Origin of the sequence: Lactobacillus sp. M0403, from assembly GCF_016101265.1 — a bacterium.
Lineage (GTDB): Bacteria > Bacillota > Bacilli > Lactobacillales > Lactobacillaceae > Lactobacillus > Lactobacillus apis.
In genome coordinates this window covers 79,846-97,326 of sequence record NZ_JACFQV010000001.1, presented here as the reverse complement: position 1 = coordinate 97,326, position 17,481 = coordinate 79,846, and the positions used below count along the sequence as shown (strand labels likewise).

Sequence of the window (17,481 nt, the reverse complement as noted above, 5' to 3'; positions counted from 1 at the left end):
ATGCGCTTAACAGAGTTAATTAAAGAAGATAAAGAACTAACAGATTTCATTAATAAGACAGCTAAAGTAAAAAATTCACTAATCACTGGCGCTAATGCCGGTGCTTTTGGTCTGCTCTTATGTCAGATTGTGACTTCGCTTAACCGTCCACTATTATTAATAGAAGAAAACGAAAATAAGGCACAGAAGCGGTATAGTGAATTAAATGCAATTATGCCTGATGGAAGTGTTCAGATTTTTCCAGTTGATGCCACAATTGCCACCCAAACTGCTGTTAGTTCGCCAGATGAATTAAGTAGCCGAATTCAGGCGCTTAATTTTTTATTGACTGGACAAATGGGGATTGTTGTAACCACACCGCAAGGGTTGCAGTATAAATTATCTGCCCCCGAGCAATATAGCGCTACAAAGCGTGACTTTGAAACGGGAAAAGAATTTGATCTTGCCCAATTGACAAGCTGGTTGGTGGCAGCAGGCTATCGCCGTGAAAATTTGGTTGCACGAGTTGGAGAGTTTGCTTTGCGTGGGGATATTTTGGATATCTACCCACTTGATCGCGAAAATCCGGTCAGAATCGAATTTTTTGGTGATGAAATTGACACAATAAAAGAATTTGATTTGTCCAGCCAGCGTAGTAAAGATGTAATCGACAAGGTTACAATTGGTCCTGCACAAGACCGTGTTTTTACGGAAGCAGACTTTCAACGGTCTGTGACTAAAATAACTAAGGCAATGGGGGATGCGCCTGCTCCAGAAGAAGCAGTGAAGGATCACTTTACCCAAACTCTGGATGAGCTAAATAGTGCTACTTTGCCCTCAAATTATGCTTTTTTGGTTGATTTTTTACTCGAAAAACCAAGTAACTTACTCAAATATTTAAGTGCAGACGGCTTAATCATGCTCGATGACTGGCCGCTAATTGATCAAGCTGTTAAAACAGTTGATCAGCAAAATGCCGGTTTTATTGACGACGAACTGAAAACTGGTGCAATTTTACCTGGTCAAGAGCTGAGAGCTGATTTTAATCGCGTTTGGACTAAAGATGATCATCATCACCTTTATTTTTCACTATTCCAACGATCAATTGGGCGGATTCGGCTTGATCAGTTATTTGACTGGCAAACACGTGAGCCGCAACAATTTTTCAGCCAGATGCCTTTGATAAAAACAGAAATCGAATCGTATCAAAAAAATAAGCAAACAGTTATTTTGCAGGCTGACAATCAAAAGCGAGCACGCCAAATCAGCCAAACAATGATTGAATTTGGCATGTCGATTCCAATTGTTGCTAAAGATGATCTTGTTGAAGGACAAACACAAATCATTGTTGATTCTTTTGCCAGCGGCTTTACATTACCGAAAAACAACCTAGTTTATCTGACAGAGCATGAGCTGTTTAATAAAACGAGCCATCACCGTCGACGTGTCAAGACTTTGGAAAATGCACAACGTTTGCGTAATTATAATGAACTCAAACCAGGTGATTATGTAGTTCACGTTAACCACGGTATTGGCCGGTTCGAAGGAATCAAAACACTAGAAAACAACGGTGTTAAACGCGACTACATTACGATTACCTATCAGCATGGTGATCAATTATTTGTGCCGGCTGATCAATTGAAATTAGTGCAAAAATATGTGGCTTCGGAAGGTAAGACGCCTCATGTTAATAAGCTGGGTGGCAGTGAATGGGCTAAAACTAAGCGCAAGGTTGCGGCTAAAGTTGAGGATATTGCTGATGACTTGATTGACCTTTACGCTAAGCGTGAATCAGAAAAGGGTTTTGCCTTTTCAAAGGATGATGAATTGCAACGAGAGTTTGAAGATTCGTTTCCTTACGTTGAAACGGCAGACCAGTTGCGTTCAATTAAAGAAATTAAGCATGATATGGAACAACCCAAACCAATGGATCGGCTACTTGTGGGTGACGTTGGTTTCGGTAAAACTGAGGTGGCTTTGCGTGCGGCTTTTAAAGCAGTACAGGATAATAAGCAGGTAGCCTTTTTAGTACCAACTACCATTTTGGCGCAACAGCACTTTGAAACGATCCAAGACCGGTTCAAAAATTTTCCGGTTAACTACGCGGTTTTGTCACGCTTCCAGACCGCAGCAGAATCAAAGAAAATCACAGAAGGATTGAAAAGCGGTAAAATTGATTTAGTAGTTGGTACGCACCGATTGCTATCCAAAGACGTCCAGTTTAAAGACTTGGGCTTGTTAATTGTTGACGAAGAGCAGCGCTTTGGTGTTAAGCATAAAGAGCGTCTTAAGGAATTGAAGGCTAACATTGATGTCCTAACCTTAACGGCCACACCAATTCCCCGAACCTTGCATATGTCAATGGTTGGTGTGCGTGACTTATCTGTTATGGAAACTCCGCCATCCAATCGTTATCCAATTCAAACATATGTAATGGAACAAATTCCAAGTGTAGTTAAAGATGCCTGTTTGCGTGAAATGCAACGTGGTGGGCAAGTCTTTTATTTGCATAATCGAATTGACGACATTGATGATGTTGTAAGTGAGTTGGAGGACTTGATACCAACGGCACGAATTATTAGTGTCCACGGACGAATAAGCAAGAATATGATGGAGGATATTCTCTATCGTTTTCTAAATCGTGAGTTTGACATTCTGGTTACCACAACAATTATTGAAACGGGAATTGACATGCCAAATGTCAATACAATGATTATCGAAAATGCAGATCACTATGGCCTGAGCCAACTTTACCAGCTTCGTGGTAGAATTGGTCGAAGTGCACGGCTTGCCTACGCTTACTTCCTATACCAGCCAAACAAGGTCTTAACAGAAATTGGTGAAAAACGATTAGAAGCAATCCGCGATTTCACCGAACTTGGATCAGGCTTTAAGATTGCCATGCGCGATTTATCGATTCGAGGGGCAGGCAATATGCTTGGCGCCCAACAGCACGGCTTCATCGATAGTGTTGGATACGACCTTTATTCACAAATGCTTTCTGATGCAATTAAAAGCCGTAAAGGCAAGAAAAAGGTCGATAAGAGTAACGCTGAGATTGACCTTGGACTGGAAGCCTATATTCCTGAAAGCTATATTGCGGATCAAGAAGAAAAGATTGAGTTTTATAAGAAGATCAAAGCGGCTAATGCTGATGACATTGAGCAAATTCAAGATGAATTAATTGACCGCTTTGGTGATTATCCCGAACCTGTTGAAAATCTATTGGCAATTTCAAAACTAAAAGCTGAAGCTGATTTGGCGCAAGTGCTTAACATTACCCAAATTAAGCAGCAGGTGAAAGTTGAATTTAATAATAGTGCAAGTAAAGAACTGAAGGGGCCTAACATTTTTAAGGCACTCGAGCATGTTTCGTTCAAGGCTAAAATTAATCTGTCACCGCAACAACGCCTTGTTGTTTTATTAGACATACCAACTGATATTCATCATCGGCAACTTTTTAATGAATTGACAACATTTATGACAGCAGCAAGTGACATTATTCAAAGATAACGAGGTAAAAAATGCGCATTGATAAATTTTTGAAAATTTCAAGATTAGTTAAAAGAAGACCCGTGGCCAAGGAGATGGCAGATCAAGGTCGAATCAAAGTAAATGACAAGGTTGTTAAGTCAAGTTATGACGTAAAAATCGGTGACGTTATTGAAGTAGGTTATGGCTCAAGACAGGTTAAGGCCAAAGTCTGTGACATCCGCGAGACAACCAAAAAAGCAGAGGCCAGTGAACTTTATGAATTAATCGAATGATAACTTTGTTATTTAATGACTTTTATGAATGGTCTTGTTATAATTAAATAGTATTTTAGAATTACAGAGGACAAAAATTATGAAAGGACCACGTATCTATAATTCGCTTAGTCCAGAAGAGCGAATTGCACGCCTAAAGCGTAAGCAAGAAAAACGGGAAAAAGAAGTACACCGAATTCGACGCAATCGTATTATTGCCGTCTTTTTAGTCTTGTTTGCACTTTTGGGGATTCAGCTTACGGTTACGCGTGTACAAACACAGCGCATCAATGAGCAAGTTCAAACCCAGAAAAAATCGCTCAGCCAAATCGATAAGCAAAAACGTGCTTTGACAGCTAAGCGCGATGACTTAAAAGATCCTGATTACGTGGCCAAGCTTGTCCGCTTTAAGTTTTTATATTCTAAACCAAATGAGACAATTTATAATTTACCTGAGGGCAAAGACGATAATTGATGAAATTTCAAGTAGGACAACGTGTTACAGGTACAATTAACAACATCACCGATTTGGGTATTTTTGTTACCCTTCCTAAGCATACGTCGGGACTTATTCACCATAGTGATTTTGGTGAAAACTGGGTGCGCGAACGTGCTAATTATCAGATTGGTGATTCTATTCGTGTAGTTGTAATTAATAATTTTAAAGGTAAAATCGGTCTTTCAAGAATGCGGTTAAATGATCCGAATTTAATTGACCATACTAATGAATTTTCTGATGTAAAAAAAGAGCAGTTTTTAACTGTTTTAACCAAAACAATCACTGATTCTGAGCAAGAAATCAAAAAACTGCAGCAAGAATTGAACAATTATGCTGATTGATGACTTCTTTAAAGCAAACAGTTTGCCGTTAGAGGGTAAAACACTTGTTGTAGCGACAAGTGGTGGACCAGATTCGATGGCACTTCTTGACATGGTTAATGAAGCTAAGGCGCAATATCATTTTAAGTTAATTGCGGCTCATTTTAACCACCAATTGCGTGCTGATTCCAATTGCGAAGATAGAGCAATCAGTAATTACTGTCAAACAAAGCAAATTGAAGTTGTTACTGGAAAGTGGTCGAAACAGTTGCAACCACAAAGAGGAATTGAAGCAGCCGCGCGCCAAGTTCGCTATCAGTTTTTGACTGAAGTAATGAAGAATAAAGCTGGCGACTATTTGTTAACGGCACATCACAGTGATGATTTGCTGGAAAATATTTTGCTTAAATTTATCCGTTCTGGTAATCCAAGTGAAATGAACAGTTTGCAACCAGTTAGCAAAATGAATGACCAGATTTTGTTACGACCACTGCTAACAGTTGAAAAGGCAGAGCTATTAACTTATGTAGAGAAACGTCAAATTCCTTTTGTGATTGATCAAACCAATAATGAGGATGACGCTTTACGTAATCGGATAAGACATAAAATTGTGCCTCTCTTGAAGGCTGAAAACCCAGAAATAAAGCGCAGCGCTTGGCGTTTTAGCGAGCAAATGAACTTAATGACATCGCTAATTACTGGTGACTTTGAGCAGATAGAGCAGCCCAGTGAATATCTCGGTTTTTTCTATCGGCTAAAAAAAGAAAATCTGACTTCTCTAACTGAAAAGCAGAAAGTACTGTATTGGCAAAACTTTATTTGGAAAACCTGGCATGTGCGCGTTAATGATAATCTAGGCAATTTTGAATTACTGCCTTATCAAGATTATTTTTATCTGATTGAAAAACCATTGCCAGACATTGAGCAAAAACAGCAAGTTGAACTAGGACAAAATTTTAAATTTGGCAGTAGGGAATTTGTCATTACTGATAAGTTGAATGCTAATGGCAACTTGATTGCTAAGATTAGCATTCCAGAAGGCGCTAGAATATATGCTGGACCACTTGAGTCTGGTGCTAAACTTAGTCTAAAAAATGGCCAGCACGTCAAAAGTAAGAAAAAGTTTGCTCAAAGCGGCATTCCTAATGTGCTACGGCCATATTGCTTGGCTATTCTTGCGGATAGCGAAGTGGTCTTCATTGAGGATACTTATTCAAGTCAAAAAAAGGTAGAACATAAACGTCATTTTTATCTATATGGCAATATTTGATAAGAAATTTTAAAATAATAGAGTGATACTGAAATATGTGTTAAACTTTTATTCGTATATCTCTAGGAACTTTTGTGGAGGATTTTTATGAAAAATAACCGGAATCGGCTGTTTTCAAATGGCTTGTTCTATATAGTTGTTTTCCTTTTATTATTAGGAGGAATCAACTGGGCACTTGGTGGCACCGATAATTCCGGTGGTAGTGAGAACATCAGCTACTCGGAATTTGTCAAAGATTTGAATGACGGCAAGGTCAAGAACTTTAACGTTCAGCCTGCCAACGGTGTTTACACTGTATCAGGCAGTTACAAAGAGGCCCAAGATACTAAAAGCCAATCAAGTAACAGTCTTGACTTCTTTAATGGTAGCTCTGGATCAAAAGTGAAGCGTTTCTCAACAACTATGCTTCAAAATGATTCGAGTGTGTCGAATGTTCAGAACTTAGCTGAAAAGAGTGGCACAAAAATGACCACTCAAGGCGAATCGCAGTCTGGCAACTGGATCTCAACCATTGTAATGCTGGTGCCAACTATTCTGTTCATTGTCATGCTTTGGATGATGATTAGTCAAAGTAGTGGCGGTGGCGGCCGTGGTGGTAACGGCGGTATTATGAACTTTGGTCGTTCTCACGTTAAGCCAGAAGATCCAAAGAAGAATAAGGTTCGTTTTTCTGACGTTGCCGGTGAAGAAGAAGAAAAGCAGGAACTTGTTGAAGTTGTTGAATTCTTAAAGAATCCAGCTAAATTCACTAAGTTAGGTGCGAAAATCCCATCTGGGGTTTTACTCGAGGGTCCTCCGGGAACTGGTAAGACTTTGCTTGCTCGTGCTGTTGCTGGTGAAGCAAACGTACCATTCTTCTCAATTTCAGGTTCTGACTTCGTTGAAATGTTCGTCGGTGTTGGTGCCAGTCGTGTACGTGATTTGTTCACTAACGCTAAGAAGAATGCGCCAAGTATCATCTTCATTGATGAAATTGATGCCATTGGTCGTCGTCGTGGCGGTAATGCTAGCGGTGGCGGTAACGATGAACGTGAACAAACCTTAAACCAGTTGTTAGTTGAAATGGATGGGTTTGAAGGTAACGAAGGTGTTATCGTCATTGCCGCAACTAACCGTTCTGATGTTTTGGATCCAGCTTTGCTTCGTCCTGGTCGTTTTGACCGTAAAGTTCTAGTTGGTTCGCCAGACGTTCGTGGTCGTGAAGCTATCCTGCGTGTACATGCCAAGAACATGCCATTGGCAGATGACGTTGACTTAAAGGAAATTGCTCGTCAAACTCCAGGTTTCGTTGGTGCTGATTTAGCTAACTTGCTAAACGAAGCTGCATTATTGGCTGCTCGTCGTAATGGCAATGAAATTACTGCTAATGACTTAGATGAAGCAGAAGATCGAGTAATTGCTGGACCAGCTAAGCGTGACAGCATGATCTCAAAGAAAGAGCGCCAAAGAGTTGCCTTTCACGAGGCAGGACACTCAATCTGTGGTTTGGTTCTAAGTGATTCACGGACAGTTCGTAAGGTTACAATTGTTCCTCACGGTCGTACAGGTGGATATAACTTAATGCTACCTAAGGATGATCAGTTCTTACTAACTAAGAAGCAATTAATGGAGCAAATCGTCGGCTTAATGGGTGGACGTGCTGGTGAAGAAGTTGTGGTTGGTGACCAATCAACTGGTGCCTCCAACGACTTTGAACAAGCAACACAAATTGCTCATAGTATGGTTGTCAACTACGGTATGACTGATTCGCTAGGAATGGTTGAACTCGAAAAAGAGGGCGAAACTAATCCTTACGGCTTTAAACCATATAGTGAAGCAACTTCTGCCAAAATTGATGAAGCTGTCAAGCAAATTCTTGACGAGGCCCATGAACAAGCAGTTGAAATCGTTAAGAATAACCGTGAAAAGCACCGTATTATTGCGGAAGCATTGCTTAAGTATGAAACTCTAGATGAAAAGCAGATTATGTCGCTTTACACTACTGGAAAAATGCCTGAAAAGACAGTTGAAGAATACCCAAGTGAATCTAAGGCTTCTACTTATGAAGAAGCTAAGGCTGCTGCTGAAAAGAGAGAAAATCAAAAGGCAGTTGCTAATTCTGATGAAACTGGTGTAGAAGGACAAGAAAAAGCTTCTGAAGAAGAAAAATCTGAATCTCCATTACAAAAGAATCAGGAAACTGAAAAGCGTAATCCAGAAAATCCAGAGAAACTTGAATTTCCAGAAGAACAAAATTCTTCACAGACTACAGAAGATAAAGCTGATCATGATTTAAATGAAACTGATCATTCATCTGATGATCATCCTCAAGATTAATAATTAATAGGGCCTGTTTAAAGGCTCTATTTTTTTAGGAGAATTAAAATGAACGATTATTTAATTAAAGCAATCGATAAAACTAAAAACTTACGTTTATTGACAATTAATGCCCATGATTTAGTTCAAGAAGCACAAACTAGGCATGACACTTGGTCAGCTTCTTCTGCTGTTTTGGGAAGAACATTAGTTGCTGGTGTCCTATTAGCAGGCGCTGAACTAACTGACAAAGAAGAGTTAACGATCCGTCTATTAGGTGATGGTCCAGTGGGCCCAACAATCGTAACAGCCAAATCTGATTTGACGGTTAAGGGCTATGTTAAAAACCCTCATATTGCTTTGCCACCTAAGGAAAATGGTCATATTGATGTTAAAAAGGCCGTTGGTAAAGGTTGGCTTGAAGTGACTAAGGATTTAGGACTAAAGGAACCTTATACTGGTCAAGTTCCGATTGTTTCCGGTGAAATCGCTGAAGATATTGCTTACTATTTAACTAAGTCTGAGCAAATTCCTTCTGCTGTTGGTCTTTCCGTTTTTGTTAATCCAAACAACACAATTGGCGCAGCAGGCGGCTTTATGCTTCAGGCATTGCCAGGTGCAAGTGATAGTCTAATTGATCAAACGATTGAACGGATTAACAATTTACCTGCACTCTCCAGTTCATTTTTAGACGGCATGACTCCTGAAGAATTGGCTAAGAATATTTTGGGCGATGACTGCAAGATTTTGGAAAAAGATGATGTTGCATTCAAATGTGACTGTTCAAAAGAAAAATACGGTGACATTTTAACAACTCTGAAAAATAGTCAGTTAAAGGAAATGATTGAAAAAGATCATGGTGCTGAATTGACTTGTAACTTTTGTGGTGAAAAATACGATTTTTCTGAAGATGAGTTAAAGGCGATTTTAGCAAAAAAATAAGTTGAAATAGATTTGTAGATTAATCACACGTATTATTAAATTTTGGTGCGGTAATTAGCATTTTTGATTATAATGAAGAAGTTGAATTAAATGAAATTAAAGGAGTGTAACTAATGCTAAACGTGTATATCGTTCGCCACGGTCAAACTGATACTAACAAAACCCTTGCAATTAACGGCTCGGGTACCAACTTGCCATTAAACGAAACAGGAATTAAGCAGGCTGAAGCTTTACGTGACAGTTTTGACATTGATCGAATCGATTATGTTTATGCTAGTCCTTTGACCCGTGCAAAACAGACTGCAGAAATACTGGATCAAGGAAAGCATAAAATTATTTACGATGACCGCTTAAAGGAAATGAACTACGGTAATTGGGATGGTAAACCTGCAGCTGAAATTCATGCAAAATATCCGCAAGCTTTTGATGATTTAGGCTATTTTACTGAAAATTATAGTGATTATTGTACTGGTGAAACATATCGTCAATTAGCTGATCGATTAATGGACTTTTGGCACGATCTCGTGAATAAACACGTAAACGAATCTGTAGTATTAGTTTTCCATGGGACTGCTTCACGCTCATTAGTACAAAATATTTTGGAGAGCACAGGAATTTCCAAAATTGGTGAAATGCAAAATGCTGGTGTAACCAATATTTCTGTTGATGATACAAGCAAAAAAGCATTTTTGCGTTACTATAATCGTTCAGCCCCTTGTGACTTCTTTCTTGAACCAAAGAGCTGATGAATAAGTTTCTACAATTTTTTTCTTAATAAAAAGGTTGAAGTTTTGCTTATGAGGCCCTTTTTGTTATGATGTTAAGGTATTTGAAAGGATGATTAGGTGGATAATAGCTGGAAAATTCGCGAAATAACCATCCCTAATCGGGTTGTTGTTGCTCCAATGGCTGGAGTATCAAACTCTGCATTTCGAATGATTTGTAAAGAATATGGTGCAGGCTTAGTTGTGTGCGAAATGATTTCCGATCACGGAATTATTTATCGTAATAAAAAGACAATGTCAATGATGAAAGTGGATCCGCGTGAGCACCCCATGAGTATTCAAATCTTTGGTGGGACAGAGGAGACTCTTCTTGAGGGAGCGCAGTATATCGATCAACATACTGATGCTGATATCATTGATATTAATATGGGTTGCCCCGTTCCTAAAATCACTAAGACTGATGCAGGTTCAAAATGGCTTTTGGACTCAAATAAGATCTACCAAATGGTTCATAAGGTAGTTCAGAATGTTTCTAAGCCCGTTTCAGTTAAGATGCGGATTGGCTGGGATCGAAAACATATTTTTGCAGTTGAAAATGCTCTAGCTGCACAAGAAGCTGGTGCAAGTATGATTGCAATGCACGGTCGAACCCGTAAGCAGATGTATGCTGGTGAAGCAGACTGGGAAACACTTCATGATGTTGCTCAAGTGCTTGATATTCCGTTTTTGGCTAATGGTGATATTGCTACGCCAGAGCTTGCCCAAAAGGCACTAGATGAAATTGGATGTACTGGTGTCATGATTGGCCGAGCTGCTTTGGGTAATCCTTGGATGGTCAAAGATATGGTTCATTACTTGGAAACAGGTGAAAAATTACCGCCTCAAACAGTTCGTGAACGTGTAGCAACTGCTGAGCATCAACTCCAAGGCTTAGTTGAGCTTAAAGGTGAAAAGATTGCTGTGCCGGAATTTCGCCAACAAGCTGCATATTATTTAAAAGGAATTCCCCGTTCAGCACGGACTCGTGCTAAAATAAATGAAGTTTGGACTGCACAAGAAGTCTACGATTTACTTGACAATTTTGTTGATGAGTATGAAAAGAGACAGGCACAAAAGGTCGCAAGAAATTAAAGTGAAAGATAATGGAGGAAAAATAATTGGCTAAAAGTGAAATGAATGACCAATTAATCGTTCGTCGCCAAAAGATGGAAGAACTTCGTGAAAACGGAATTGAACCATTTGGCATGAGAAAATTCGACCGTCAAGATTTGGCTCGTACTTTAAATGAAAAGTACACTAAAGAAGACAAAGACGAATTAAACAGTGAGTTACCTAAAACTAAGGTTGCTGGTAGAATGCTCGCTAAAAGAGGTAAGGGTAAAGTTGGCTTCGCTGACTTATATGACCGCACTGGCAAAATCCAGATTTATGTTCGTAAGGATATTGTTGGTGAAGAAAACTACCAAATTTTCAAAAAATCAGATATTGGTGACTTCTTAGGAATTGACGGTGAAGTCATGAAAACTGATACTGGCGAATTAACAATTCGTGCAACTCATGTAACCTTCTTATCTAAGGCCTTGCGTCCACTTCCTGATAAGTATCATGGTTTAAAAGATGTTGAACAAATTTATCGCCAACGTTACCTTGACTTAATTACTAATCATGAAAGTTATGAGCGTTTTGTTAATCGGACTAAGATTATCCAAGCAATTCGTGACTTCTTAAACAACAAGGACTTTTTAGAAGTTGAAACACCAGTTTTGCACAACATCCCTGGTGGTGCAGAAGCACGTCCATTTATTTCTCACCACAACGCCCTTGATATTGACCTTTACATGAGAATTGCTTTGGAATTACCTCTGAAGCGTTTAATTGTTGGTGATATGGAACGCGTTTATGAAATTGGTCGAGTTTTCAGAAATGAAGGTCTTGATACCCACCATAACCCTGAATTTACTGAGCTTGAAACTTATGCCGCATACTGGGACTTCCATGATGTTATGGATGAAGCCGAAGGAATTATTCGTGCTGCCGCAAATGTTGTTACTGACGACGGTAAAGTCACATACCAAGGCACTGAAATTGACTTAGGCAAACCATTCCGTCGTGTACACATGGTTGACTTAATTAAGGAAAAGACCGGTGTTGATTTCTGGCAAGAGATGAGCGTTGAAGAAGCAACCAAAATTGCTGAAGACCATGATATTAAAGTTGAAAGCTTTTGGAAGGTTGGTCATATTATCAATGCCTTCTTTGAAAAGTACTGTGAAGAAACAATTGTTGACCCAACCTTTGTATATGGTCATCCAGTTGAAATTTCACCACTTGCTAAGAAGAACGCTGATGATCCACGCTTTACTGATCGTTTTGAAATTTACATTATGGGTGAAGAGTACGGTAACGCCTTTTCAGAACTAAACGACCCAGATGACCAACGTGAGCGTTTTGAAGCACAAATGGCAGAACGTGAAGCTGGAAATGATGAAGCTGATATGATTGATGAAGATTACTTACGTGCTATGGAATATGGTATGCCACCAACAGGTGGATTGGGAATTGGAATTGACCGTCTTGTAATGCTTTTGACTGATGCGCCTGCAATTAGGGATGTTTTACTATTCCCAACAATGCGCCCAGAGCGAATTGAAGATATTGAGCGCGAAGTCGAAGAAGACATGAAGAAAAAAGAAAATAATAAATAATCGTTTTGCTAGCACTATAGTAAGCTAGCTAATGACACTACTAAAAAAGAATCCTTTTTTAAGGATTCTTTTTTAGTTTGCCTACAATGCAAAACCCATTTTTTCATTATAGGCAGTTATTTTCGAAAGTAGATTATCTTGAACTTCCTTATTGGTAGAAAAATAAAAATACCAATTTTGTAATAACCTAAACCACGAACTAAAGCAATACCAGTCAACACGATCATCGTGTAAAAGCTGCTGATAAATTTTCTTATCGAAGTCGTCAACAAATGAATTAAAGTCAGCTGAAGCTATCTTTTGGAAATGAACGCCTTGAAAAAAAGCAAATGCTATTCGTTGCTCTTCATCATCAACAAATGGATTTTTTAAATTTTGGAAAATGCTCGTAATTACTTCAAATATTGCACTTACACTCTTAGGCTTGAAATCATGGTGATTCAAAGTAGCACCCAGAAAATCACTCCCATGTGCGACACTGTGTGCCCAACCCTTGTTTGTCACATAGCCACGAAAATCTTTTTCTTCTTTTAGATACCTAATGCTCCAGTCAAAAAGTAATTGACGGTCACTATCTGTTAAGATCGGTTTATCATTATCTGATTCTAAAATGAGTGCGCCAAGTAGGGCACTGAAAGTTCTTAGAAAAACGGCATCGTTTTCTGGTTGATTAATTTGTCTAAAAAGATCTCTGTTCTGAATAAAACTGTCGATAATTACCTGAATCTGTTTTTGGTTAAATGCATTTTCTGAAAAGCCACGTGCAAAGAGGGTGTAGACAAGGTTATCTCTAATATGTGGATTCAAATTGCCAATATTGTCTAATAAGAATTGAATCTGCTCATTAGTAAAAACGAGCTTTCCTTCTGGCAAAGCAACTAATTGCTCCAATTCATTTTGCATAATTTTTCCTTTAAATCTATAAGTGTATTTTAGCTATAATTATATAATAATTGGAGATTTTTTGGTGATTTTTTTAAAAAAAGGGGTTGAAAAAGATAACTGATTTGCTATAATAATATTTGTTCTTGCGGAAGTAGTTCAGTGGTAGAACATCACCTTGCCATGGTGGGGGTCGCGGGTTCGAATCCCGTCTTCCGCTCCAAGAGAAACAGAAAAAACTCACCGCTTTGGTGAGTTTTTTTGTTAACCGGGAAATAGCTCAGCTTGGTAGAGCGCTACGTTCGGGACGTAGAGGTCGCAGGTTCAAATCCTGTTTTCCCGATAAATGAGATTTTGCCTTTATGTCAAATGGTTTAAACGCTGGTATAAAGGCATTTTTGTTTTCTCGAATTTTCTGAAATTAGCTCAAAATGGGTTAAACTATTTTAGGCAAAGCCAGCAAGTGTTATAACTGTAATGGTTATAAAGCCAGGACAACACTACCATTCTTGTTACTTTGTATTTAAAGATTATAAAATCCATCAGTCTAAGGCGAAAAAAACAGATATCAATATGGGCAATCTAGGAAATGTAAACCTGAAAAGAAAAAAACTTGAAGCATAGCAAATAAAGGAGATTTTGCATGATAATCAACAAAAAAGATTGGAATAACTACCTTAATAAAAGGGAGTTAGTGAAAATTTATGGAAAATCACAAGATAGTTATATATTTGCAGTAGGATATATGATTGCCGATCTAGGACAATACTATATCTTTGAAGTTGTAGACGATGTTGGCAGTTTAGATAGTTATGTTTTATATAAAAAGACAGAAATTGAAAAATTAGTATGTAATGATAGTCATACAAGAATGTTTGATTTCTATATTGACTACCTAAAAAAACAAGATGAATATGATAGATTAAACTTACAAAAAGTATATAATGATATTCCACATAATGATATCATTACTTTATTAAATTATTGTTGTAATTACGGCTTTTATGTCACCATAGCTGAATCTGAAGATGAATATGAGGAAACTGTAAAAATAATTTCTGTTGACACGCAAAAGGTATTAATTGATCAAACAGAATATTGTAAAGACCATAATTTGATGGACGAGGTTAGATCTGAGTCAATCAAAATCGCTGATATCCTGACACTAGATATTATTAGTAAAGAGAATTTTTTGTATGAGCAATATCTTAAACAAAGAAATATCTAGTTAAATTTATTTGTACAAAAAAGCAACTTTTTAGGTTGCTTTTTATTGTACACAAATTTAATTATAAATAAGGTTAATTGAGTACATACGATTTCTGAAATCGATTAGTAAGTGAATAGAAATTTATATTACTCGTACCTAAACTAATCTACTTATATAGTGAATCTTTGGCTACAATCAAGGTATTTTGTTTAACGAAAATAAAACATTTGTAAAAGCACTTATATTGAGAAAACAGAAATTAGCATCATTAGCTAGTCTTTGCTATAATGGTGGCAATGTTTTTACGCTAAAAGCACTTTACTTGAAACAAAATATTTTACAATTCAGCCAAAAAGTTTATAGTGGATACACATCGTTTTTAAAGGTGGTGCTATGATGAAAAAATCCTATACCAAAAGTGCAAATCAAGTTTTAGAAATTGCACGTGAACAGGCACAGAGCTTTCATCATCGTTTAATCGGTACGGAACACGTACTGCTTGCGATGGTAATCGAATCTGATGGTGAAGCTGGTAAAAACTTGCGTGCATGGGGCGCAACGCCAACGGCTATCCGTGAAGAAATTGAACGCTATACCGGCTATGGCTCGGCAGGTAAATCTACTTATATGGAAATGTCACCTCGGTTGAGTATGGCGTTATCTTATGCAGGAGTCTTAGCTGAACGTGAAGGTTCAGCTCAAATTAAAACCAGTCATATTTTGCTTGGTTTGATTCTCAATGAACAGATTCTTGCTTCTGTAATTTTACGAAATTTGAACATAGATCTTCCTGGTTTGCGCAATGATTTATTACACTCGCTAGGTGAAGATATCGATAATATTGATGATAATGATCAATCTGATAATAGTGGTTGGTCAAGTTTTAATGGTGCGGATTATAGTAATTCCACTAATTCGCAAAGCAAAACGCCAACTCTTGATCAAGTGTCAGTTAACTTAAATGAACGAGCAGAAAATGGCAAAATCGACCCAGTGATTGGGCGAGATAAAGAAGTCGCTCGTGTGATTGAAATTTTATCAAGGCGTAATAAGAATAATCCAGTTCTAATCGGTGAACCGGGAGTCGGTAAGACGGCTGTTGCTGAAGCGATTGCGACAGCAATAGTTAATAAAAAAGTGCCACATGACCTAATGGACAAAAAAGTCATCTCACTTGATTTGGGAGGTCTTGTTGCTGGTACTAAATACCGTGGTGAGTTTGAAGACCGACTGAAGAAAATCATCAAAGAAATTGTTGATGACGGAACAATTATTTTGTTTGTTGACGAAATGCATACCTTAATTGGTGCTGGTGGAGCCGAAGGATCAATTGATGCAGCTAATATTTTGAAGCCATCACTTGCACGTGGTGACATTCAAATGATAGGTGCAACAACTTTTGACGAGTACCAAAAGTATGTTGAAAAAGATCAAGCACTAGCACGTAGATTTCAAATAGTGCGTCTAAATGAACCTTCTAAGGAAGAGACACTAGCTATTTTAAGTGGCTTGAAACCAAAATATGAGAAGTTTCACCATGTCACAATTACTGATGCGGCCCTTGAGAATGCAATTGACTTATCAAGTCGCTATATTTCTAACCGTTATTTGCCGGATAAAGCAATTGACTTAATTGATGAAGCTAGTGCAGCTGTCAAAATCAAGTCTGGTAAGGGCTCAAATAACCAGCTGGTTCAACTTAATGAACAAATTAAAAAAGTTATAGAGCAAAAAAATCAAGCTGCGATTAATCAGAATTTTGTCAAAGCGGCTCAGCTTCAAGATAGACAAAATAGTTTGCAATTACGCCAAGATAAGTTAAACGCTAAATTGGAAAGTGCGACTAGTAAAAAGTCTACAGTGCAACCAGAAGATATTGCTAAGGTAGTTTCAAACTGGACAGGCGTACCTGTTACTCAAATGAATCGTGATGAATCAAAGCATCTGGCTAATCTGGAGGCAGATTTGCATAAGCGTATTATCGGACAAGAGGATGCAGTTCGTGCAGTTAGTCGCGCAGTTCGTCGTAGTAGGAGTGGAATTAAGGATGAAAATCGTCCAATCGGTTCATTTCTATTCTTAGGCCCAACAGGTGTTGGTAAGACAGAACTAGCCAAAGCAATTGCAGCTTCAATCTTTGGTTCAGAGAATAACTTAATCAGAATTGATATGTCTGAATACATGGATCAAATTGCTAATAGTAAGCTGATTGGCTCAGCTCCAGGCTATGTTGGCTATGATGAAGGTGGACAGTTATCCGAACAGGTTCGTCGCCACCCATATTCTGTAGTTTTGCTCGATGAAGTTGAAAAAGCCCATCCTGATGTTTTTAACCTGCTATTGCAAGTACTTGACGATGGCTTTTTGACTGATTCAAAAGGACGCAAAGTAGACTTTAAGAATACAATTATTATTATGACTTCCAACTTAGGTTCGCGTTCTTTATTTGATACCAAAGAAGTCGGCTTTAATGCTGACAATTCAAGCCAAGTTGAAATGCGTAAAAATCGTGTTCGTCAAGCGCTTAAACAGTTTTTCCGTCCAGAATTTTTAAACCGAGTTGATGAAACAATCATCTTTGATGAGCTTAACCAGCAACAATTACGTCAAATTGTCACTCTACTTACTCATAAGTTGATTGTCCGTTTGCAAAAGCAAGGCGTGCAATTGAAAATTTCACGTGCTGCTTTGGATAAAATTGCTAAAGATGGCTATAATCCTGAGATGGGTGCAAGACCTTTGCGCCGCGCAATTCAAAAGGATATTGAAGACGAAATTGCCTCAAAACTAATTACTGGTGAACTTGGTGATGGCGATCTTCTCAAAATTGGTTGTAACCATGACAAATTAAAATTTGAAATAGTTAAAGCAGAACCAAAAAATCTAGTTGGCTCTAAGTAAAACAATT

13 protein-coding genes and 2 tRNA genes are annotated in these 17,481 nt (G+C 38.1%); 14 read left to right on the top strand and 1 reads right to left on the bottom strand.

What is annotated here, in order from left to right:
• From mfd to lysS, 10 genes are all read left to right on the top strand, one after another.
• Entirely contained in the window at positions 1-3,492 is a 3,492-nt protein-coding gene (gene mfd, locus H3T48_RS00390) for a transcription-repair coupling factor (protein WP_198187662.1), read from the top strand.
• Positions 3,493-3,503: 11 nt separating this feature from the next.
• Complete coding sequence (locus tag H3T48_RS00385; RefSeq protein ID WP_046307633.1) at positions 3,504-3,746, top strand: RNA-binding S4 domain-containing protein; 243 nt, start codon at positions 3,504-3,506, stop codon at positions 3,744-3,746.
• Positions 3,747-3,822: 76 nt separating this feature from the next.
• Positions 3,823-4,200, top strand: coding sequence for a septum formation initiator family protein (locus H3T48_RS00380; RefSeq protein ID WP_101138680.1), 378 nt, complete (start codon positions 3,823-3,825; stop codon positions 4,198-4,200).
• Positions 4,197-4,565, top strand: coding sequence for a S1 RNA-binding domain-containing protein (locus H3T48_RS00375; RefSeq protein WP_198187660.1), 369 nt, complete (start codon positions 4,197-4,199; stop codon positions 4,563-4,565). Before H3T48_RS00380 ends, H3T48_RS00375 begins: the two co-directional genes overlap by 4 nt.
• Complete coding sequence (gene tilS / locus H3T48_RS00370; RefSeq protein WP_198187658.1) at positions 4,555-5,814, top strand: tRNA lysidine(34) synthetase TilS; 1,260 nt, start codon at positions 4,555-4,557, stop codon at positions 5,812-5,814. The genes H3T48_RS00375 and tilS overlap by 11 nt, the downstream gene beginning before the upstream one ends.
• A gap of 87 nt (positions 5,815-5,901) precedes the next feature.
• Positions 5,902-8,130, top strand: a complete 2,229-nt coding sequence (gene ftsH / locus H3T48_RS00365; RefSeq protein ID WP_198187656.1) for an ATP-dependent zinc metalloprotease FtsH — start codon at positions 5,902-5,904, stop codon at positions 8,128-8,130.
• Positions 8,131-8,178: 48 nt separating this feature from the next.
• Positions 8,179-9,051, top strand: a complete 873-nt coding sequence (gene hslO / locus H3T48_RS00360) for an Hsp33 family molecular chaperone HslO (RefSeq protein WP_187158430.1) — start codon at positions 8,179-8,181, stop codon at positions 9,049-9,051.
• A 113-nt stretch (positions 9,052-9,164) separates the two neighbouring features.
• Positions 9,165-9,797, top strand: a complete 633-nt coding sequence (locus H3T48_RS00355; protein WP_187158431.1) for a histidine phosphatase family protein — start codon at positions 9,165-9,167, stop codon at positions 9,795-9,797.
• Between the two features lie 99 nt (positions 9,798-9,896).
• Positions 9,897-10,907 carry a tRNA dihydrouridine synthase DusB gene (dusB, locus tag H3T48_RS00350; protein WP_198187654.1) on the top strand — a complete coding sequence of 337 codons (1,011 nt, stop codon included), beginning with the start codon at positions 9,897-9,899 and terminating at the stop codon, positions 10,905-10,907.
• Positions 10,908-10,933: 26 nt separating this feature from the next.
• Positions 10,934-12,481 (top strand): lysine--tRNA ligase, encoded by a 1,548-nt coding sequence (lysS, locus tag H3T48_RS00345; RefSeq protein ID WP_122035804.1) that lies wholly within the window; start codon positions 10,934-10,936, stop codon positions 12,479-12,481.
• A gap of 81 nt (positions 12,482-12,562) precedes the next feature.
• Here the strand turns inward: lysS and H3T48_RS00340 are convergent, their stop codons facing one another.
• On the bottom strand, positions 12,563-13,384 hold the full coding sequence (locus H3T48_RS00340) for a DUF2785 domain-containing protein (protein WP_198187652.1): 822 nt from the start codon (positions 13,382-13,384) through the stop codon (positions 12,563-12,565).
• Positions 13,385-13,511: 127 nt separating this feature from the next.
• Here H3T48_RS00340 and H3T48_RS00335 point away from each other — a divergent pair.
• The 4 genes from H3T48_RS00335 to H3T48_RS00320 all read left to right on the top strand — a co-directional run bounded on the left by H3T48_RS00335 (position 13,512) and on the right by H3T48_RS00320 (position 17,474).
• Positions 13,512-13,586 (top strand) — tRNA-Gly (locus tag H3T48_RS00335).
• Positions 13,587-13,632: 46 nt separating this feature from the next.
• Positions 13,633-13,706: transfer RNA gene (locus H3T48_RS00330), tRNA-Pro, on the top strand.
• Between the two features lie 300 nt (positions 13,707-14,006).
• On the top strand, positions 14,007-14,591 hold the full coding sequence (locus H3T48_RS00325) for a hypothetical protein (protein ID WP_198187651.1): 585 nt from the start codon (positions 14,007-14,009) through the stop codon (positions 14,589-14,591).
• A 378-nt stretch (positions 14,592-14,969) separates the two neighbouring features.
• Positions 14,970-17,474 (top strand): ATP-dependent Clp protease ATP-binding subunit, encoded by a 2,505-nt coding sequence (locus H3T48_RS00320; RefSeq protein ID WP_198187650.1) that lies wholly within the window; start codon positions 14,970-14,972, stop codon positions 17,472-17,474.
• Positions 17,475-17,481 lie beyond the last annotated feature (7 nt).